The 17,146-nt window shown below is 29.6% G+C and carries 18 protein-coding genes; 17 read left to right on the top strand and 1 reads right to left on the bottom strand.

Annotated features, from left to right (window positions below):
* Positions 1 to 34 precede the first annotated feature (34 nt).
* The 10 genes from flhA (at position 35) to htpG (ending at position 9,907) form a co-directional block, all read left to right on the top strand.
* Positions 35 to 2,086, top strand: a complete 2,052-nt coding sequence (gene flhA / locus KQI18_RS08525) for a flagellar biosynthesis protein FlhA (RefSeq protein WP_216467369.1) — start codon at positions 35 to 37, stop codon at positions 2,084 to 2,086.
* Positions 2,087 to 2,215 carry a hypothetical protein gene (locus tag KQI18_RS14320; protein WP_272876220.1) on the top strand — a complete coding sequence of 43 codons (129 nt, stop codon included), beginning with the start codon at positions 2,087 to 2,089 and terminating at the stop codon, positions 2,213 to 2,215.
* Positions 2,212 to 3,012 (top strand): sigma-70 family RNA polymerase sigma factor, encoded by an 801-nt coding sequence (locus tag KQI18_RS08520; protein ID WP_236887708.1) that lies wholly within the window; start codon positions 2,212 to 2,214, stop codon positions 3,010 to 3,012. The genes KQI18_RS14320 and KQI18_RS08520 overlap by 4 nt, the downstream gene beginning before the upstream one ends.
* A 6-nt stretch (positions 3,013 to 3,018) precedes the next feature.
* On the top strand, positions 3,019 to 3,219 hold the full coding sequence (locus KQI18_RS08515) for a hypothetical protein (RefSeq protein ID WP_216467368.1): 201 nt from the start codon (positions 3,019 to 3,021) through the stop codon (positions 3,217 to 3,219).
* Between the two features lie 307 nt (positions 3,220 to 3,526).
* On the top strand, positions 3,527 to 4,297 hold the full coding sequence (locus tag KQI18_RS08510; RefSeq protein WP_216467367.1) for a flagellar hook-basal body complex protein: 771 nt from the start codon (positions 3,527 to 3,529) through the stop codon (positions 4,295 to 4,297).
* 54 nt (positions 4,298 to 4,351) lie between these two features.
* Positions 4,352 to 5,113 carry a flagellar hook-basal body complex protein gene (locus tag KQI18_RS08505; protein ID WP_216467366.1) on the top strand — a complete coding sequence of 254 codons (762 nt, stop codon included), beginning with the start codon at positions 4,352 to 4,354 and terminating at the stop codon, positions 5,111 to 5,113.
* 15 nt (positions 5,114 to 5,128) lie between these two features.
* Positions 5,129 to 6,010: a FliM/FliN family flagellar motor switch protein gene (locus tag KQI18_RS08500; RefSeq protein ID WP_216467365.1), complete on the top strand. Its 882-nt coding sequence runs from the start codon at positions 5,129 to 5,131 to the stop codon at positions 6,008 to 6,010.
* Between the two features lie 3 nt (positions 6,011 to 6,013).
* Complete coding sequence (locus KQI18_RS08495; RefSeq protein WP_216467364.1) at positions 6,014 to 6,364, top strand: FliM/FliN family flagellar motor switch protein; 351 nt, start codon at positions 6,014 to 6,016, stop codon at positions 6,362 to 6,364.
* 153 nt (positions 6,365 to 6,517) lie between these two features.
* Positions 6,518 to 7,870: a tetratricopeptide repeat protein gene (locus KQI18_RS08490; RefSeq protein ID WP_216467363.1), complete on the top strand. Its 1,353-nt coding sequence runs from the start codon at positions 6,518 to 6,520 to the stop codon at positions 7,868 to 7,870.
* A 102-nt stretch (positions 7,871 to 7,972) separates the two neighbouring features.
* Positions 7,973 to 9,907 (top strand): molecular chaperone HtpG, encoded by a 1,935-nt coding sequence (htpG, locus tag KQI18_RS08485; RefSeq protein WP_216467362.1) that lies wholly within the window; start codon positions 7,973 to 7,975, stop codon positions 9,905 to 9,907.
* An 89-nt stretch (positions 9,908 to 9,996) separates the two neighbouring features.
* Here htpG and KQI18_RS08480 read toward each other — a convergent pair whose 3' ends face one another.
* The gene (locus KQI18_RS08480) at positions 9,997 to 11,199 is read right to left on the bottom strand and encodes an HD domain-containing phosphohydrolase (protein ID WP_216467361.1); all 1,203 of its coding nucleotides are present in this window, start codon (positions 11,197 to 11,199) and stop codon (positions 9,997 to 9,999) included.
* A gap of 395 nt (positions 11,200 to 11,594) precedes the next feature.
* On the opposite strand from KQI18_RS08480, the gene KQI18_RS08475 reads away from it, so the two are divergent.
* The 7 genes from KQI18_RS08475 to KQI18_RS08445 all read left to right on the top strand — a co-directional run bounded on the left by KQI18_RS08475 (position 11,595) and on the right by KQI18_RS08445 (position 17,118).
* Positions 11,595 to 12,845 (top strand): sensor histidine kinase, encoded by a 1,251-nt coding sequence (locus tag KQI18_RS08475; protein WP_216467360.1) that lies wholly within the window; start codon positions 11,595 to 11,597, stop codon positions 12,843 to 12,845.
* A gap of 23 nt (positions 12,846 to 12,868) precedes the next feature.
* Positions 12,869 to 13,288 (top strand): RrF2 family transcriptional regulator, encoded by a 420-nt coding sequence (locus KQI18_RS08470; RefSeq protein WP_216467359.1) that lies wholly within the window; start codon positions 12,869 to 12,871, stop codon positions 13,286 to 13,288.
* Between the two features lie 24 nt (positions 13,289 to 13,312).
* Positions 13,313 to 13,453: a 4Fe-4S binding protein gene (locus tag KQI18_RS08465; RefSeq protein ID WP_216467358.1), complete on the top strand. Its 141-nt coding sequence runs from the start codon at positions 13,313 to 13,315 to the stop codon at positions 13,451 to 13,453.
* Between the two features lie 113 nt (positions 13,454 to 13,566).
* Positions 13,567 to 13,830, top strand: coding sequence for a hypothetical protein (locus tag KQI18_RS08460; protein WP_216467357.1), 264 nt, complete (start codon positions 13,567 to 13,569; stop codon positions 13,828 to 13,830).
* A 209-nt stretch (positions 13,831 to 14,039) separates the two neighbouring features.
* The gene (locus tag KQI18_RS08455) at positions 14,040 to 15,059 is read left to right on the top strand and encodes a LacI family DNA-binding transcriptional regulator (protein ID WP_216467356.1); all 1,020 of its coding nucleotides are present in this window, start codon (positions 14,040 to 14,042) and stop codon (positions 15,057 to 15,059) included.
* A gap of 31 nt (positions 15,060 to 15,090) precedes the next feature.
* Entirely contained in the window at positions 15,091 to 15,987 is an 897-nt protein-coding gene (gene rbsK, locus KQI18_RS08450; RefSeq protein ID WP_216467355.1) for a ribokinase, read from the top strand.
* Between the two features lie 177 nt (positions 15,988 to 16,164).
* Positions 16,165 to 17,118 (top strand): substrate-binding domain-containing protein, encoded by a 954-nt coding sequence (locus KQI18_RS08445; RefSeq protein ID WP_216467354.1) that lies wholly within the window; start codon positions 16,165 to 16,167, stop codon positions 17,116 to 17,118.
* Positions 17,119 to 17,146 lie beyond the last annotated feature (28 nt).

The following is a 17,146-nucleotide window of genomic DNA, read 5'->3' as shown; positions in this document are numbered from 1 at the left end:
AATACATTTAGTTGTTTAGAAAGTAGGATAAACAATGAAAAAAGTAAACATAAAAGGCCAACTAGATATCATAGTAGCTTTTGGTGTTATGTGTATCATACTGATGATAATAATACCACTGCCAACATTTTTACTAGACTTATTGTTATCAGTCAACATAAGTTTATCTATACTAATACTACTTATGACGCTATTCACAAAGGACATACTTGAGCTGTCTATATTTCCAACGATGCTATTGATAACTACACTTTTCAGGTTGGGGCTTAATATGTCTTCAACTAGATTGATATTAAGTGAAGGATATGCAGGAAATGTAATAGAGGCATTTGGTAGCTTTGTTGTAGGTGGTAATTATATTGTTGGGATTATTATATTTCTAATAATAATAATCGTCCAATTTATAGTAATAACTAATGGTTCTGGGAGAGTATCAGAGGTTTCTGCAAGATTTACCTTAGATGCAATGCCAGGTAAACAGATGAGCATTGATGCAGATTTAAACGCTGGAACCATTGATGAAGAAACAGCTAGGAAAAGAAGGGAAGCATTACAACAAGAGGCGGACTTCTTTGGTTCAATGGACGGTGCGTCTAAGTTTGTAAAAGGTGATGCTATAGCAGGGATAATTATAACTCTAATAAATATCGTAGGTGGTATTATTATTGGAGTTTTAATGATGGACATGACTTTATCTGAAGCAGGCCAGACATTTGTAAGGTTGACAATTGGTGATGGCCTAGTTAGCCAGATACCAGCGCTATTAATATCTGTTTCGTCTGGAATACTGGTTACTAGAGTAGCAAGTACTGACAACTTTGGAACATTAGTTGGTAAACAGCTTACTTCTATACCTAAGGCAATTACAATTACTGGAATTGTACTGTTGATTTTAGGTATTATGCCGGGACTTCCTAAGTTGGCGTTTTTTACTCTGGGAATAGGCGCTATAGTTTCAGGATATTATTTATCTAAAGATACAGAAGAGAAACTTGATGAAGATTTAGTAGAAGATACAAATATGATTTCAGCGGATAAAAACGAAGTAGAAGATGTAAAGGAATTAATAAATGTAGAGACTATAGAAGTGGAGATTGGATATGGTCTTATTGCACTTGCAGACGAATCTAGTGGAGGCGATTTACTACAGAGGATAGCATCTATAAGAAGACAATGTGCTATAGATATGGGAATAATTGTTCAACCAATTAGGATACGAGATAATTTACAATTAAACCCAAATCAGTACAATATAAAGATCAAAGGAAACATAGTTTCTAGTTATGAAATAATGCCAAATATGGTGTTATGCATGGATTCGTTAAATCAAGGATTTAGCATAGATGGAATAAAAACCACAGAGCCGACTTTTGGTTTGGAAGCACTTTGGATAGATAAAGAAAAAATAGAAGAAGCAGAACTAAGAGGTTATACATTAGTAGATTCTGCAACTATTTTAATCACTCATTTGATGGATGTAATTAAATCAAATGCCCATGAGCTTCTGGGAAGACAAGAAGTTAAAAATATAATTGACATTACACGAGATAACTACAGTGCTGTAGTTGATGAGCTTATACCAGACCTTATGACTTTAGGAGAGGTTCAAAAAATATTACAAAACCTTCTTAAAGAAAAAGTAAGTATTAGGGATAGGGTAACTATTCTAGAAACTCTTGCAGATCAATCTATAAGCACAAAAGACATAGAAGTTTTAACTGAATACGTTAGGATAGCTCTTAATAGAAGTATTTGCTCAGATCTAGTGGATGAAAATAATACTATTGTAGTTTCGACTTTGAGTAAGGATGTAGAGAATATGATTTCTAGTAATTTACAGAGATCAATAAGTGGTAACTATCCAGCTATTGATCCAGAGTACTCTAATAAAATATTCGAGGCGATACAAGAAATTATGAGAACGGTATACTTTAATAATAATATTCCAGCAATAGTAGTATCTCCAAAAATAAGAGCGCCATTTAGAAAGTTAACTGAGATAGTATTTCCCAATCTAATGGTATTGTCATTAAATGAGATTCCGAACGATATCCAAATTAAGGCTGAAGGTGTGGTGGAAATCTAGATGATAATAGAAGAAGAATCATATAGATACAATATAAAAATTGGATTAGAGAAAATAATTCCAGATTATATTTTGAAACCAGATAAAGATAAAATAATAAGAGTGTATTTGGGGGCTGAATGTATATGATGGATCAAGCGTATATGTTGAGAAATTTGGTATTTGACAAAAGTACAATTACTGAGCCATTTAATATTGAAAGTAAAAATAATATTGTTGTTGATAGAGAGCAATTGATCAAAGATAATATTCCTCTTGTAAAGAGTATTGCAAACAAACTATTTGTACCAAATAAGGGCCTTGAATTTGAAGATCTAGTAAATACAGGTGTATTGGGATTGATAGATGCAGTCAACAAATTTGATATGAAGAGGGATGCAAAATTTTCAACTTATTCTTACATAAAGATTAAAGGAGCAATACTAGATGAAATAAGAAGGCAACAACCAATTTCAAAACAAAAAATGACTAGAATTAATAACTACTACAAAGTAGTTGAAAACTTAAGGAATAGGTTGCTTAGAGAACCTAGTATTGGAGAAATAGCAGATGAATTAAATGTAACTAAGACTGATATTTTAGAAATTGAGACTGATATAGATATGTTGAGTACTTACTCTCTAGATAAAGCAAATTTTGATGATACAAATGATAATATAGAGCGTTTTTTAAGGGTAAGTGAAGATGAAAATCCAAGCAGTATTGTCGATAAAAATGAAAAGGTCGAAGTTCTTTCAAAAGCAATTACGAATTTAAAAGAAAAGGAACAGCTAGTGTTGTCATTGTACTATTACGATGAATTTAATTTAAAGGAAATAGCAAAGGTATTAAAAGTATCTGAATCCAGAGTATCTCAATTGCATCGTAAAGCTATTTCTAATCTAAAATGTGAGATAGAAAAAATGAAATACTTAATCAAGGAATGAGTAAATATGATACAGGTAGTTTTAATTTTTATAGCAATATCTATATTCTTTTTTGTTGGACTTTCTAATAGAAGAGAAATTAAATTGCAAAGAAAAAATTTCGATGAGATATTAGAAAATAGTTATAAAGGACACGATTTGTTTTTTGAGGAAAAAGAAACTCATTTCCTAGATAAAATATCAAATCTTATTATGGGAGATAAATAGGGAGATAATAAAATTTTAACAAATACTATCTCTGATTGAATAAGGCTATACAGATGAAAATATATGTAAAATTCTTAATATAGATAAGGGGGAATTGCAATTAATCACAACGTATTACAAAGAATAAAAACTATCGGTTTTGACAAAAAATTTTTAATCGGATTAGGTGTTGGAATTCTCATATCTGTAATTAGCACAATTGTATTTGATAAAAGTGAAATGAGCGATGCTGAAATAGAAAAAAAAGCAATGGAATTAGGTATGAAATATCCAAGTGAAATGAAGGTTATTGAATAGGAGGAACAAGATGTTACGAGGTCTATACACGTCAGTGTCATCTATGATAACTAATGAGAAGCGACAAGCTGTAATAACTAACAATTTAGCAAATATTAATACAATTGGATATAAAAACGAGAAATTAATTTCAAAGAGTTTCGATGAAGTTAGCATATCTAACAGAGACAAATTTGCTGGTGGTAAGGGTCATAAACAGGTAATAGGTAATATGAGCCTAGGTGTTGCTATGGACGATGTTGTTGTAAATTATACTCAAGGTGTTATAAAACAAACTGGAAATAAAATGGATGTGGCCATTAGTGGAAAGGGATTTTTCAAAGTATCAGATAAAAATGGTCAACAGTTTTATACAAGGAATGGTAACTTTAGGGAAGACACTATGGGAAATCTAATAACAAGTGATGGTTATTATGTTCTAGGTACAAATATACAGACAGGAGCTGTTGAACCTATTCAAGTCAATGGTGGATCTTTTGAAGTGTCTAGGGATAATACAATCTCAATAAATAATACTCCAAAGTATAAGTTTAATATTGTAGATATAGAAGACTATGCTACATTAAACAAAGTAGGCAATAATGTATACACTGGAGATGGTGAAGTAGCAGCTTTAGGATTTGAAACGGTGCAAAATTCTGTTGAGACATCTAATGTTGATATGATAGCTGAAGTAAGTGATATGATGATGTACATGAGAGAATATGAAGCAAGTCAGAAGATAATTCAGACAATAGATTCTACTTTAGAAAAAATAGCGAACCAGATTGGAGCAGTGTAGTTATTGCAAGGAGTATATAAAGAATTTAGGCAGCAAAATAGCGGGGAGAATTAAATGTATACAATAATAAATAACAGCAGAGCTGGGATGAATTCTAATCAAGAAAAATTAAATATAGTCTCAAATAATATAGCTAACGTAGATACCGTTGGATATAAAAAGATAAATATCGAATTTAGTGACTTAGTTAATGAAACCCTAAACAGAAGGACATATCCGACTGGAAAAAATAAAATTGATACTGGAACAGGAAGTAAAGTTACTCTACCAGTTAGAGATTTAAGACAGGGACCAATTAGATCTACAGAAATAAGGTCCAATTTAGCTATAGATGGAAATGGATTTTTCAGAGTAATTAAAAATGATGGCAAATATGCATATACTAGAGATGGTAACTTCAGTGTTGATAAAGCTGGCAATATAGTGGATACACGAGGAAATAAACTAGATGTTCAATTTAATGCAGGATATAATTATGCAAATAGTAATATCACGAATGAAAATCTGAACATAGCTAAAGATGGAAATATTTATGTGGATGATATTCATATTGGCAAAGTAAATCTTTATAACTCGGTTGGAGATGATGCATTTATATCTATTGGTGATAGTCAATATGAATTAAAGGACGATGCTGCTTTATACATAGAAAATAATTCAAGTATAGAACAGGGTTATTTGGAGATGTCCAATGTTAATTTACAGGATGAAATGGTTGAAATGATAACTACCCAAAGAGCTTTTCAACTAAATTCAAAAGGTATGAATGTAGCCGATGATATGTGGTCAATGGCTAACAATTTAAGATCTAAATAGTTTGGAAGTGTAGATATGATTAAAGCAAAAGAATATGATTTTAGAAAACCACAGAGATATTCTAGTGAGAACATTAGAAATATAAGTATTTTAACAGAAGACTTCTGTAGAAAATCCAATATGTACCTAAACTACGAACTTAAGTATAGATCGAACTTAAAGATTGTAGATATTGAGCAATCAAGTTACCAAGATTTTTTTGAAAAAATATCTGCTTCTTCTATAGTTGTACAGGTTACAATAAAGCCTATAGATAAAAGTTTTTTGTTGAGAATAGATAAAATAGTGGCTCTTATTTGGGTGGATGTAGTATCTGGTGGAGATGGAAATATAGAAAATCTGGATAGATCTTTTTCAGAAGTAGATAAGAATGTTTTAACGTATATAGTTAACAAACTTATGGAAAAGCTATATATACCAGATAAATTTACCGCTATACAAGTAGAAGGAATTTACTCAAAAGTAGCTATACCGCAATTTTTTATCCCAAGTGACTCTAGCTGCATATCAGATGTAGAGGTAGATCACAAAGGAATAAATATTGGAACAATATCATTCTGTATGCCTTACAGCAGTATGGAGGATTGGCTCGAAAACTATCTTCCTGAAAATGATTTGGTAGATAAGTTTTCAAACAATCCTGAAGAATTTTCTGCTAAATTAAAAGAAAATGTGTATGAATCAGATTTGAACTTAAGAGTAGAGATTGGAAAAGTAAATATTGTTGTAGAAGATTTATTAAAGCTGGAAGAGGGAGATATTCTGATTACTAATAAAAGAATCGGAAATCCTGCAGACATATATATAGAAAATGTAAAGATGTACGAGGGAAAACCGGGAATTGTCAACAACAAAAGAGGCTTAGAGGTTTTGGACTCTGCAAATAAAGAGGTGTAAATTATGGACAGCAGTAAAACTATTTCTAACGAAGAAAAAGATATACTTTTAAAAAATGAGACTGAAAACATGAGTGATGATGTAGATTTCATAAATGAAAATCTATCTAGAATATTAGATGTCAATTTAGAATTATCAGTTATTATAGGTAGAACAAGAATGAAACTTAAAGAGATACTTTCACTACAAAAAGGTTCTCTAATAGAATTAGATGCTCTGGTTGACCAAGATGTTGAAATATTAATTGATGATAAAGTATTCGCATATGGGAAGGTAGTAGTTGTTGATTTGAATTTTGGAGTAAAGATAACAAATATAGTTGAAGGTGACGAATGGGTTAAAACATTTATATAAATTACAATTACTGAGGGTTGTCTAAAAATAGTTGTTTGGCTACTTGAACTTAAACTTGTTTTGTGTAATTTTGAACACAAGTTATGTTTTGTTTGAGTTAACAGATTATTATTAGGCAACCCTGTGATTTTTAGGCTGAAAGGAGGAATAGTATTGCTGTTTAAAGATATTGAAATTGACCTGAAAAATTTTAATAAAATTGATCAAGATGAATATTCGAATAAATTATATAATGAGGCAATTGATTTGATAAAAGATGGAGATCTTTCAAATGCATATATATTAGTAAGAAAAAGTGTGTATATCGATGAATACAACACGACTGCTAGGAATTTATATGGTATATTAAGTTTAGTTATGTGTGAATTCGATAAATCATTTGAGAATTTTTATAAAAGTTTAAAAATAAAAAAAGATGAGATAGCCGAAAAATATGTAGAATACTTTTTATCTGATAAGTTTACATGTTTTATAAAAGAGTACAATACATTTATAAAACATGTAAACTTAGGAGAATACGATGAAGCAATAGAAGGGTTTAAAGATATCACAAGAAAAAATAATTATCTCATAGAACCTAATTTAATTTTATACTATATATATAAAGATATTCATAAGTTAGAGGAAGCTCAAAAACATTTAAACAGAATACGCCAACTAGATAAAGGACATGAAATTCTTTATAATAATGAATCTCTTATTAATAAAGAAATATATAAAGACATTAATCATGCAGAGAATAGATATAATAGTGGAGTCGAAGTTAAAGAATTCACTGAATTTAAAAATAACATTAAAGAGTTCGAAAATACTGAAATCAAATATAATCGAAACAGAATATTTAAGTTTACAAACATTTTTAAAAATAAAAGAGGAGTACTTTTAATAATTTGTTTGTTAATATCTGTACTTGCTTATAACTCTTACCAAATAATATTATTAAAAAGTGATCTAGGTAAAGATTCTAACCTAGCGCAAGTAAGTAAAAGCAATGAAGATAAGTCTGTAGCTAAATCTAAGAAGAATATTAAAGAAAAGACCGATGCATCAGTTCAAAGTTCCGATACGTACCAGGAGAATAAAGAAAATCAAAATGATGAAGGATCTAAAACTAAGCAAAATCTAGAGAATTTAACAGATAAAGAGACTTTTGAAAAGGCTATTGAATTTAAAAACAACAAAGAGTATCATAATGCTATAAATCTATATAAAGAAGTTGAAAAAGATAGTCAGGATAAAAATTATATTTCTGAATCAATATATCAAGTAGCTAGTCTTTGTGATAAGGTAGGAAAATACAGCGATGCAGAGAAGTATTATACTAAGTATATTGAAAAATATAATAAAGAATATCCTTATTATGAAGAATCATACTATAATCTAGGGTTACTTTACTACAACAATGGTCAACTAGAAAAATCGAAAGATATATTTAGAGAATTTAAGAAGAAGGTTCCTAACAGTGTGTACAATAATTCAAAAGCACAAGAAATATTAAAAAAATAATCTATAATTTTTTAATCGATTCTTATCTTTATTAGAGATTATATATCAGAGTAGATATTTAATTTATAAACAAAATAATAACTTTTTAATGGAGGGATGATTATGAGTATTGAAAAAGGGAGTATATCAATTCATACAGAAAATATTTTTCCGATAATTAAGAAATGGTTATATTCTGATAAGGATATTTTTATCAGAGAGCTTATAAGTAATGGTTGTGATGCTATAAGCAAATACAAAAGACTAAAAACTCTTGGAGAGATTACAAACGCTAAAGAGGAAAACTACAAAATCACTGTATCAGTTAATAAATCTGCTGGTACTATTAAGTTTGTAGACGATGGTATTGGTATGACTGAGGAAGAAGTTAAAAAGTACATAAATCAAGTTGCTTTCTCTGGAGCTGAAGATTTTTTCAACAAGTACAAAGATAAAATTGAGGAATCTAATGACATCATAGGACATTTCGGACTTGGTTTTTACTCGTCTTTTATGGTTTCTTATAAAGTTCAAATAGATACTAAAAGTTATCTAGCATCTTCTAAATCAGTTAGATGGCTATCAGAGGGTGGCACTGATTATGAAATATCTGAATCAAGTACTAGAAACAACAGAGGAACAACAATAACACTTTATTTAGAGGAAGATAGTAAGGAATTTTTAGAATATTATACTGTACATTCAGTTATAAGTAAGTACTGCTCTTTTTTACCTGTAGAAATTTATTTAGTAGATGAAGAAAAAATGGAAGAAAACAAAGAGGAGCATATTAATAATATTAAGAACACAAATTCCTTAGAACAAGCTAAAGAAAAACCTTTAAATAACACAAATCCTTTATGGCTGAAATCGCCAAAAGATTGTACAGATGACGAGTATATAGACTTCTACAAAAGAACTTTTAATGAATTTGACGACCCATTGTTTTGGATGCATTTAAATGTGGACTATCCATTCAATTTGAAGGGGATACTTTATTTTCCTAAACTAAAAAATGAATTCGAAATTAGGGAAGGGGAAGTTAAACTTTACAACAATCAGGTTTTTGTTGCAGATAATATAAAAGAAATAATACCTGAATTCCTTCTTTTACTTAAAGGCGTTATTGACTGTCCAGATCTCCCTTTAAATGTTTCTAGAAGTTTCCTCCAAAATGATAAAGAAGTAGGAAAGGTATCTAAACATATAGTTAAAAAGGTAGCAGACAGATTGAAGTTATTATTTAAAAATGATAGGGAAAAATATGGTAATATATGGGATGATATACAGTTATTCATCAAATATGGATGTTTAAAAGACGAAAGTTTTTATGAAAAAATAAAAGATTGTATATTATATAAAACAATAGACAAAAACCATATAAGCCTCAAAAATTATCTAGATGAAAATAAAGGGAAACACGAAAATAAGGTTTTCTATGTCACAAACGAAGAACAGCAATCACAATACATAAAATTATTTAAAGAATACGATTTAAATGCAGTAGTTCTTGATTCTACAATTGATGTTAACTTTATCTCATTTATAGAGTTTAGACAAAAAGGAGTTAAATTCAGTAGAATAGATTCAGACTTAAATGATGTATTAAATATAGATCAAAAAGATGATAAAGAAAATGACGACAGGAGTAAGAGAGAGATAGAGGCAATATTTAGAGATTCTGTAGGAGAAAGAGTAAATCACTATAAAGTAGAATCATTTAAAAACGAAGATACTCCTGCAATAATACTTATTTCAGAGGATTCAATAAGAATGAGTGAAATGAAAGCAAATTTTGCTGGTTTTGATTTTGGTGTTGATCTACAGGAAGATAAAACACTTGTTATAAATAATAAAAATCCAATTGTTAACAAAGTAGTTGATTTAAAAAATAGTAATAAAGATGAAAACTATATAAAAAATACGATAGATCTATTGTGTAATCAAATAGTAGATTTAGCGTTGATTTCAAATAAAGAGCTGGACTCTTCGCAGATGAATGAGTTTATAAAAAGGAATATAAAACTTATGAGTATGGTAACAGTAGAGAGTATATAAGTTAATTATAAACAAAATGTAAAATAAATAATGAGTTTACGAGTACAGATTATCATAATCAGTACTCGCAAACTCAAAAATCAAATTATTTAAATTTGTAATTTATCTGAATTTTGAACAAATAGATCGTAAATATATGGATCTATAATACTTCCACTACATTTTTCAAGTTCAGTAAGTGATTCAAAATGATCCATTTCAGGATCTCTTGCTGTTATGAACTCACAGTACAAATCAACTGCACACATTATACGTGCCTCAATGGGGATATCATTTCCGCTTAGTCCATTTGGTGCACCTGATCCATCGAAAAATTCTGTGCAACCATTTTCTATAGTTGAAACATAATTCATAACATCATCATTAGGATGAAGAGAAATAGTATTTTGAAGGATGCCAACTGAATTTAAGATATTTGATTCTTTAAAGCCAGTTAAAAATTCATCTAATTTATGATAAGTTGTGGCATAGTACATATTGTCTACAAAATTCACTTTTTGTTCAGGTGAAAGATTTGCATCTGCATAAGATGAGGAAATAATTTTAACGTACGTTTTTAACCTTTTTATGTACTGACCGAAATTATCATCTATATTAAAAATAAGATTTTCAACAGTATAACTTAGAGTTTCTTTTGAATCCTGTAGTTTTGTTCTTAATATTTCAATATCCTTTGATAGACCTTTATTTTCTTTTGATGTTTTTACTCCAATTATAAAGTTCCTACGAAGCCTATCTTCTCTATAGTAGTTACTTAGTATGCCTACACCATTAATGCCAATCAAAAATATAGAGCTTCCTATAAATACATTACTAAATTCATTTCCAGAAATAGAATATAGAACAAAGTAAGTAATTGCAATACTCCATCCTACTATATGTGTTATTTTAGTACCTAAATTAAATAGTGAATATATTGAAAAGTATAAAAAGAATAGTCCAATAAAATAAATAGTATTAAATCTAAATGATACTAACATATAGCAAAGATAGCAACCTAAAAAAATTAAAAATACTGATAAAATGTATACAATATTTTTTCGACCAAATTTTGTAAATGATAAACCTAATGTAATGAACATAGGGATTAGTAGAATTAAATATATTATTATAATATTACTTATATTTACCTCATTAGTAGAGATAATACTTGATATTGCATAAAATAAAGTTATAAAAATATACAAAGGTAGGCCTAATTTTGCCATAGTAGTATTTTCGCTTGATTTAAATTCAAGATATTTTTTCTCAGTCGATTCTTCGAAACCACTACCAAAAATTACATCTCTCATAATTACCTCCCAAAAACAAGAATTACAATAAGAACTGAAAGCGTTAAATAAGTTAAAATTATTATAGCATTATTAAATTACAATGTATATCTATAAAAGTCTATTATAGTTTGTATTAGTATAACATAAGGCATTAATGGATAATTAGTATACTTTATGAAAATGCTTAAAAGTAACTGTTTCCAATGAAAAGAGAAATAAATAGAAAGTAATAAAAATATAAAGAAGGTAAACCTTTATAATAACCGTGGTCTATTTAAAAAAATAAATATATATGTTAAAATTAGACATAAGAGTTTAGTGAACAGATACTAGTTGTATCAACAGGGATAACGAATATTAGGGTGTATCATAAAAGATTTAAAAACGTTTTCTGGGAATGGGGGAGGGGAATTATGCTAAATATAATTATAACTTTTATTGCTATGGGTTTTTATGTTTTTCGTGATGATTTAAAAATTAGCAAGCCTCTGACGATGCTTTATGTATTCCCTATATTTATATCTATAAGAATAATACAGCAAAATTTTAATGGTAACTTAGCTATAGGTGTACCGTTTTTGATTTTTTCTTCGCTATTAACGATAGGAATTATTGATAAGCCTGCCATTTTTTCAATATATAAGAATTTACAGTATACATTTTTGCAAGAATTTTCTCATATCATATCGCTTATGATAATTAGAAACATAGCTTACTTTGCATTAAATGTGGAACAAATTTATGGGATTGTTTTAGTAGTTGTATTTGCAATAGTATTAGTTATAACAAAAATATTTGAGAAAAGGGATAAACTTAATTCAGTACCACAAAAAATTAATTTAATAATTGGGATTATAGTCATGCTTGTAGGGATATTATATTTATATAAATATATTAGCGTAAGTTTCATATATGATAGAGGATTCGATGATTTCTCTGTTCTATTGATATTTACACTTTTTTTCTGTTTGATGGTTTATATACAAGAACTATCTAAAATTGTACGATATTTAAATATAATAGACGATTTGCAAGGACAGTTAAAGCTACAGTTAGAACACTATAACTCTTTTGAGAGATACATAGAAACAACTCGAAGATTTAGACATGATATCAAAAACCACAATTTCCTTATACTAACTCTTATAAAAAAAGGTGATTTTGGAGGAGCTATTGGGTATATAAATAGCCTAACAGATAATATTTTTGATATACCATACAAACAGGTAACTAACAATAAAATAATCGATGCTGTAATGATAGGCGCAATTGAGAAAGCTAAAAATTTAAGCATAGATTTTGAGTACAAGATAAATAATGTGCAAAATTTGAATATTGAAGATATAGACTTATCTTCAGTTTTTTCTAATATACTCAATAATGCTATTGAAGCTTGTGAACGTATGCCTATTAATAACAGAAAGATTAACTTGATAGCAAATTCAAGATCAAATGTACTAGCTCTTGAGATATCAAACACATACAATGGACTTATTGCGAAAGAAGGTTCGTCGTTTAAAACACTTAAGGCAAATAATCGTGATCACGGAATAGGGATGGTCAACTTAAAAGAAATCGTAAAAAAATACAACGGGATATTCGATGTAGATTATGATGACAAAATTTTTAAAATATCCATAACATTATTTAGTAAAGACATTTAGACAAGACTGATAGGGGGATAAATATGAAAATTACAAGAGAAGTTGATTATGGTATACGAACTATACGGGCTTTAGCAGATGGTAAGACCCGTACTATAAAATTTATTTGTGATAATGAACATATTCCTATAGATTCAGGCTACAAAGTATTTAGGAAGTTGAAAGAATGCAATATTATTTCTATATCTGTAGGCGCTAAGAATGGTGGCTACAAGCTTTTGATTGACCCTAAAATGTCGACGTTGCTAGATGTTGTAAGTGCATTAGATGATGATTTATACATAAATGATTGCTTAGAGGATGGGTTTAATTGTGAAAACAATACAGGCGATAAAGTGTGTATGGTAAATAGAGAGCTTTGTAGAATTCAAAAAATTATGATGGAGGAAATGTCCAAACATACCTTATATGAAATCCTAACAATGTACGATGATGGTACATAGATCACATAGCGAAAGCAATTCAAAATGGTTTTAACACCTACTGTAAAAGAATCTGAATGTATTGGATGTGGAAAGTGTATTGCAAGTTGTCCAAGAGAAGCCCATCCAGATATAAATGCTACTAGAATTATTGACTATGCTTATGTGATGGGTATAGTAAATTAGGGATATGAGTTAATAAAATTCTAAAAGATTATTAAATACTAGATACTTTTTTAGTTATATGCATATAAAGATTATAGGGGTATTATCAAAAATATGTATGAGAGGTATCTACAATGAAAATATATAATAAAAGTAGTAAAAGTAAAAAACAGAATGTAAACAATATACCAAATGTATTTGCATTCACTTATCTTAGAAATTTTTTAACTAGTAAGGAATTTGAAGAAACTAGAAAAGAGTATTTTATAAACAATTTAAATAAAAATCAGGTGAATAAGTGTATGAATAATATAAAATGGCTCTTTAAAAATTATAGTGGGCTAGAGGTAATTACCATAGAAAAAAAAGATGGATCAAGTTCAAAGTTCACTTTATAAACAAATTAATCATATTTTAACATTTCACCTTTTTCAGCACTTTATTAGTGTTGTTTTAGGTGATTTTTTATTTACATAGAAAATTTAAAGAATTTGAAATAATTTCATAAATAAAAAAATCAAAACTATTGTATTCAAAATATTATTATGATAATATTTTAGGTAACCGTTTACTTTTACCGGTTACCCAAATATTTGGAGGTGCGACATTGGGTATTACAATTAAGGAAATAGGCCAATTAGCTGGTGTTTCAAAGACGACAGTATCAAAGGTAATAAACAACAAGGATGAAAGTATCAGTCAAGAGACAAGAGAAAGAATACAAAGGATCATAAAAGAACATAATTATGTTCCAAATAAACTAGCTCAAAGTTTGGTTACGAAGAAAACGAACACAATCGGACTTTTAATACCTGATATACGAAATCCATTTTTTACAGATGTTTCACGTGGGGTAGAGGATAAAGCACATGAGTCAGGTTACAATGTTATTCTTTGTAACACAGATGAGGATGCTGAAAGAGAGCAATCAGGAATATTAACACTTCTAGAAAGAAAAATTGATGGAATCATATTTGCTGCTTCTTCAAACACAAACTTAGATGAAGCTAATTATACAGATATAAGTATACCTACTGTTTTGATTGACAAAAATATCAACATTAATCTTGAAAATTTAAAGGGAAAAGTAAGAGTAAATAACCTAGATGGTGCTTACAAGGCTACAAAATATTTGTTAGAGAATGGTCACAGAAAAATATTGTATTTAAGTGGTCCAAATCACAATGAGATTGCATCGGATAGAATCGGAGGATACAGAAAAGCATTAGAAGAGTATAATTGCGAATGGAATTCAGAAAACGTAATAATTGGACAATTTTCAATAGAGTGGGGATTTGATTTTATCCAGAGCTTGGAAGGTTTTGACTTCACAGCAATTTTCTGCGCAAATGATCTTATAGCAATAGGTGTTATTAAAGGTCTTCAAAGTAAAGGATTAAATGTTCCCCAAGATGTAAGTGTTGTGGGATTTGACGATATCGATATGGCTAATATAATAAGTCCATCTCTTACTACAGTAAGACAACCTTCTTATGATATTGGATATAAAGCAGGAGAAATCCTTATAAAAAATCTAGAAAATACAAACAGTAATATGGATTCTATAGAAAATATGGTTTATGAGCCAGAGCTTGTAATTAGAGAGTCCACCAAGAAATTGGTATAGACATATATAGACTACATGAAGGAGTAAAAAGATGGGAAATATAATAGTTGTAGGCAGTGCAAATTTAGACATGGTTTGTTCAGTCGATAATAGACCTAAAAGTGGAGAAACTGTTTTAGGCAATGACTTCTTTACCTCGCCTGGAGGAAAGGGAGCTAACCAAGCAGTTGCAGCAGCAAAATTGGGAGGAAATGTTGACATTGTAGCATGTTTGGGATACGATTCTTTTGGTGATCAAATGCTTGAAAATTTTAATAATAACAATGTTAATACGAGTTTGATAACTAAAAAAGAAGGAGTATCTTCAGGTGTTGCGTCTATAGTGCTTTCAGACAATGATAACAGTATCATAGTAGTTCAAGGTGCAAATGAATTACTTGATGTAGGTGTGGTAAAACAGTTTGAGAAAGAATTATTGATGGCAGAGATAGTGCTACTACAACTTGAAATACCTCTTAAAACTGTTGAATACGTTGTAGACTTCTGTTATGAAAATAAAATTAAGGTACTATTAAATCCAGCTCCAGCAGTTAAACTTTCTACTGAGATAGTTGAGAAGGTTTCATATTTAACACCAAATGAACATGAGTACAAAATTGTATTCAATACTAAGGAAAGCGTTGAGAGTATTTTAGAAAAGCATCCTAATAAGTTGATAATAACTGAAGGAAGCAACGGTGTAAGGTTCCATGATGGTGAACAAGTAAGACATGTACCTAGTATTAAAGTTGATGTAAAAGATACTACTGGTGCAGGAGATACTTTTAACGGAGCATTATCAGTAGGCATAACAGAAGGGAAATCATTATATGATTCTGTTAAGTATGCTGTAGTAGCATCTGGTTTATCAGTTACAAAACTTGGCGCCCAACCTGGAATGCCGTCGAAAGAAGAAGTGTACAAGTATTTACAATCAAATCAGAAATAAGTTTTACTGGTTTTAAGTTAAAACATTTGTAATAAATCTGCTTACTTCTAAATATAAAATTTAGAATAGATAGTCTAAACAGTAATAGTGTGCAGTTTATAAATATATATAAAATAGAGGCTAAGTGGTTTTAGTACAAGTTTTATTTATTTTATTTTAACTAAATGGAGGTTAATCATGAAAAAAGTATTATCACTAGGGGTAGTTACTGCATTAGTTTTAGGTGCTCTTACAGGCTGCTCTATGGAAAGTTCTTCAGGATCTGGGAAGAAAGATTCTAAAGACAAAAAAGACCTAACTATTGGAGTATCAACAATAACTATGCAACATCAATTCTACATTGATATTGATGAGGGTATCAAAGAAGAAGCTGAAAAACAAGGTGTCAAAGTTATAGTTAACGATCCAGACCAAGACGTTGCTAAGCAAACTTCTGCAATAGAAGACTTCTTACAACAAGGTGTTGACGGAATGATAGTTATGGGAACTGACAACTCAGCAATAGTTCCAGCAGTAGAAAATGCACAAGAGGAAGTACCAGTTGCAACAGTAGATGCAAAGCTTACAACTGACAAAGTACTTACTTATATCGGTACAGAGAGTAAAGCTGCAGGTAAGCAATTAGGTGAATACACTAAAGAACATATAGAAAAAGATTTAGGTGGAAAAGCTCAAATAGCTATAGTAACTGAATTAAAATCTCATATCCAAAGAGAGAGAGTTGAAGGATTCAAAGAGGCTTTCAAAGATTCAGCAGATATAAAAATATTAAACAGTTTACCAGGATATGACAGAGAAGAGTCTCTAAATACAGTTGAGAACTTATTACAATCTAATCCAGATGTAGATATAATATACGCTACAGCAGAAAATAGTGTTCTTGGAGCAAAAGCAGCTCTAGAATCTTCTAAAAACACTAAAGCTAAGATTGTTGGATTTGACTTAACAGAAGAAGCAGCATCAGGAATAAATGATGGAACAGTTCTTGCGATGATACAGCAACAACCTAAAGAAATGGGTAAAATGGCTGTAGATGCTGTTGTTAAATCAATAAGAGGAGAAAAGGTAGAAAAAAATATACCAGTACCTGTTGTTCTATACGATAAAACAAACGTAAAAGATTTTAAATAGGAAATGCATCAAGAGGATGTCTCAAGAT

Source organism: Metaclostridioides mangenotii, assembly GCF_018917235.1.
Taxonomy (GTDB): Bacteria; Bacillota; Clostridia; order Peptostreptococcales; family Peptostreptococcaceae; genus Metaclostridioides.
This window is presented reverse-complemented; position numbering and strand designations above follow the sequence as displayed.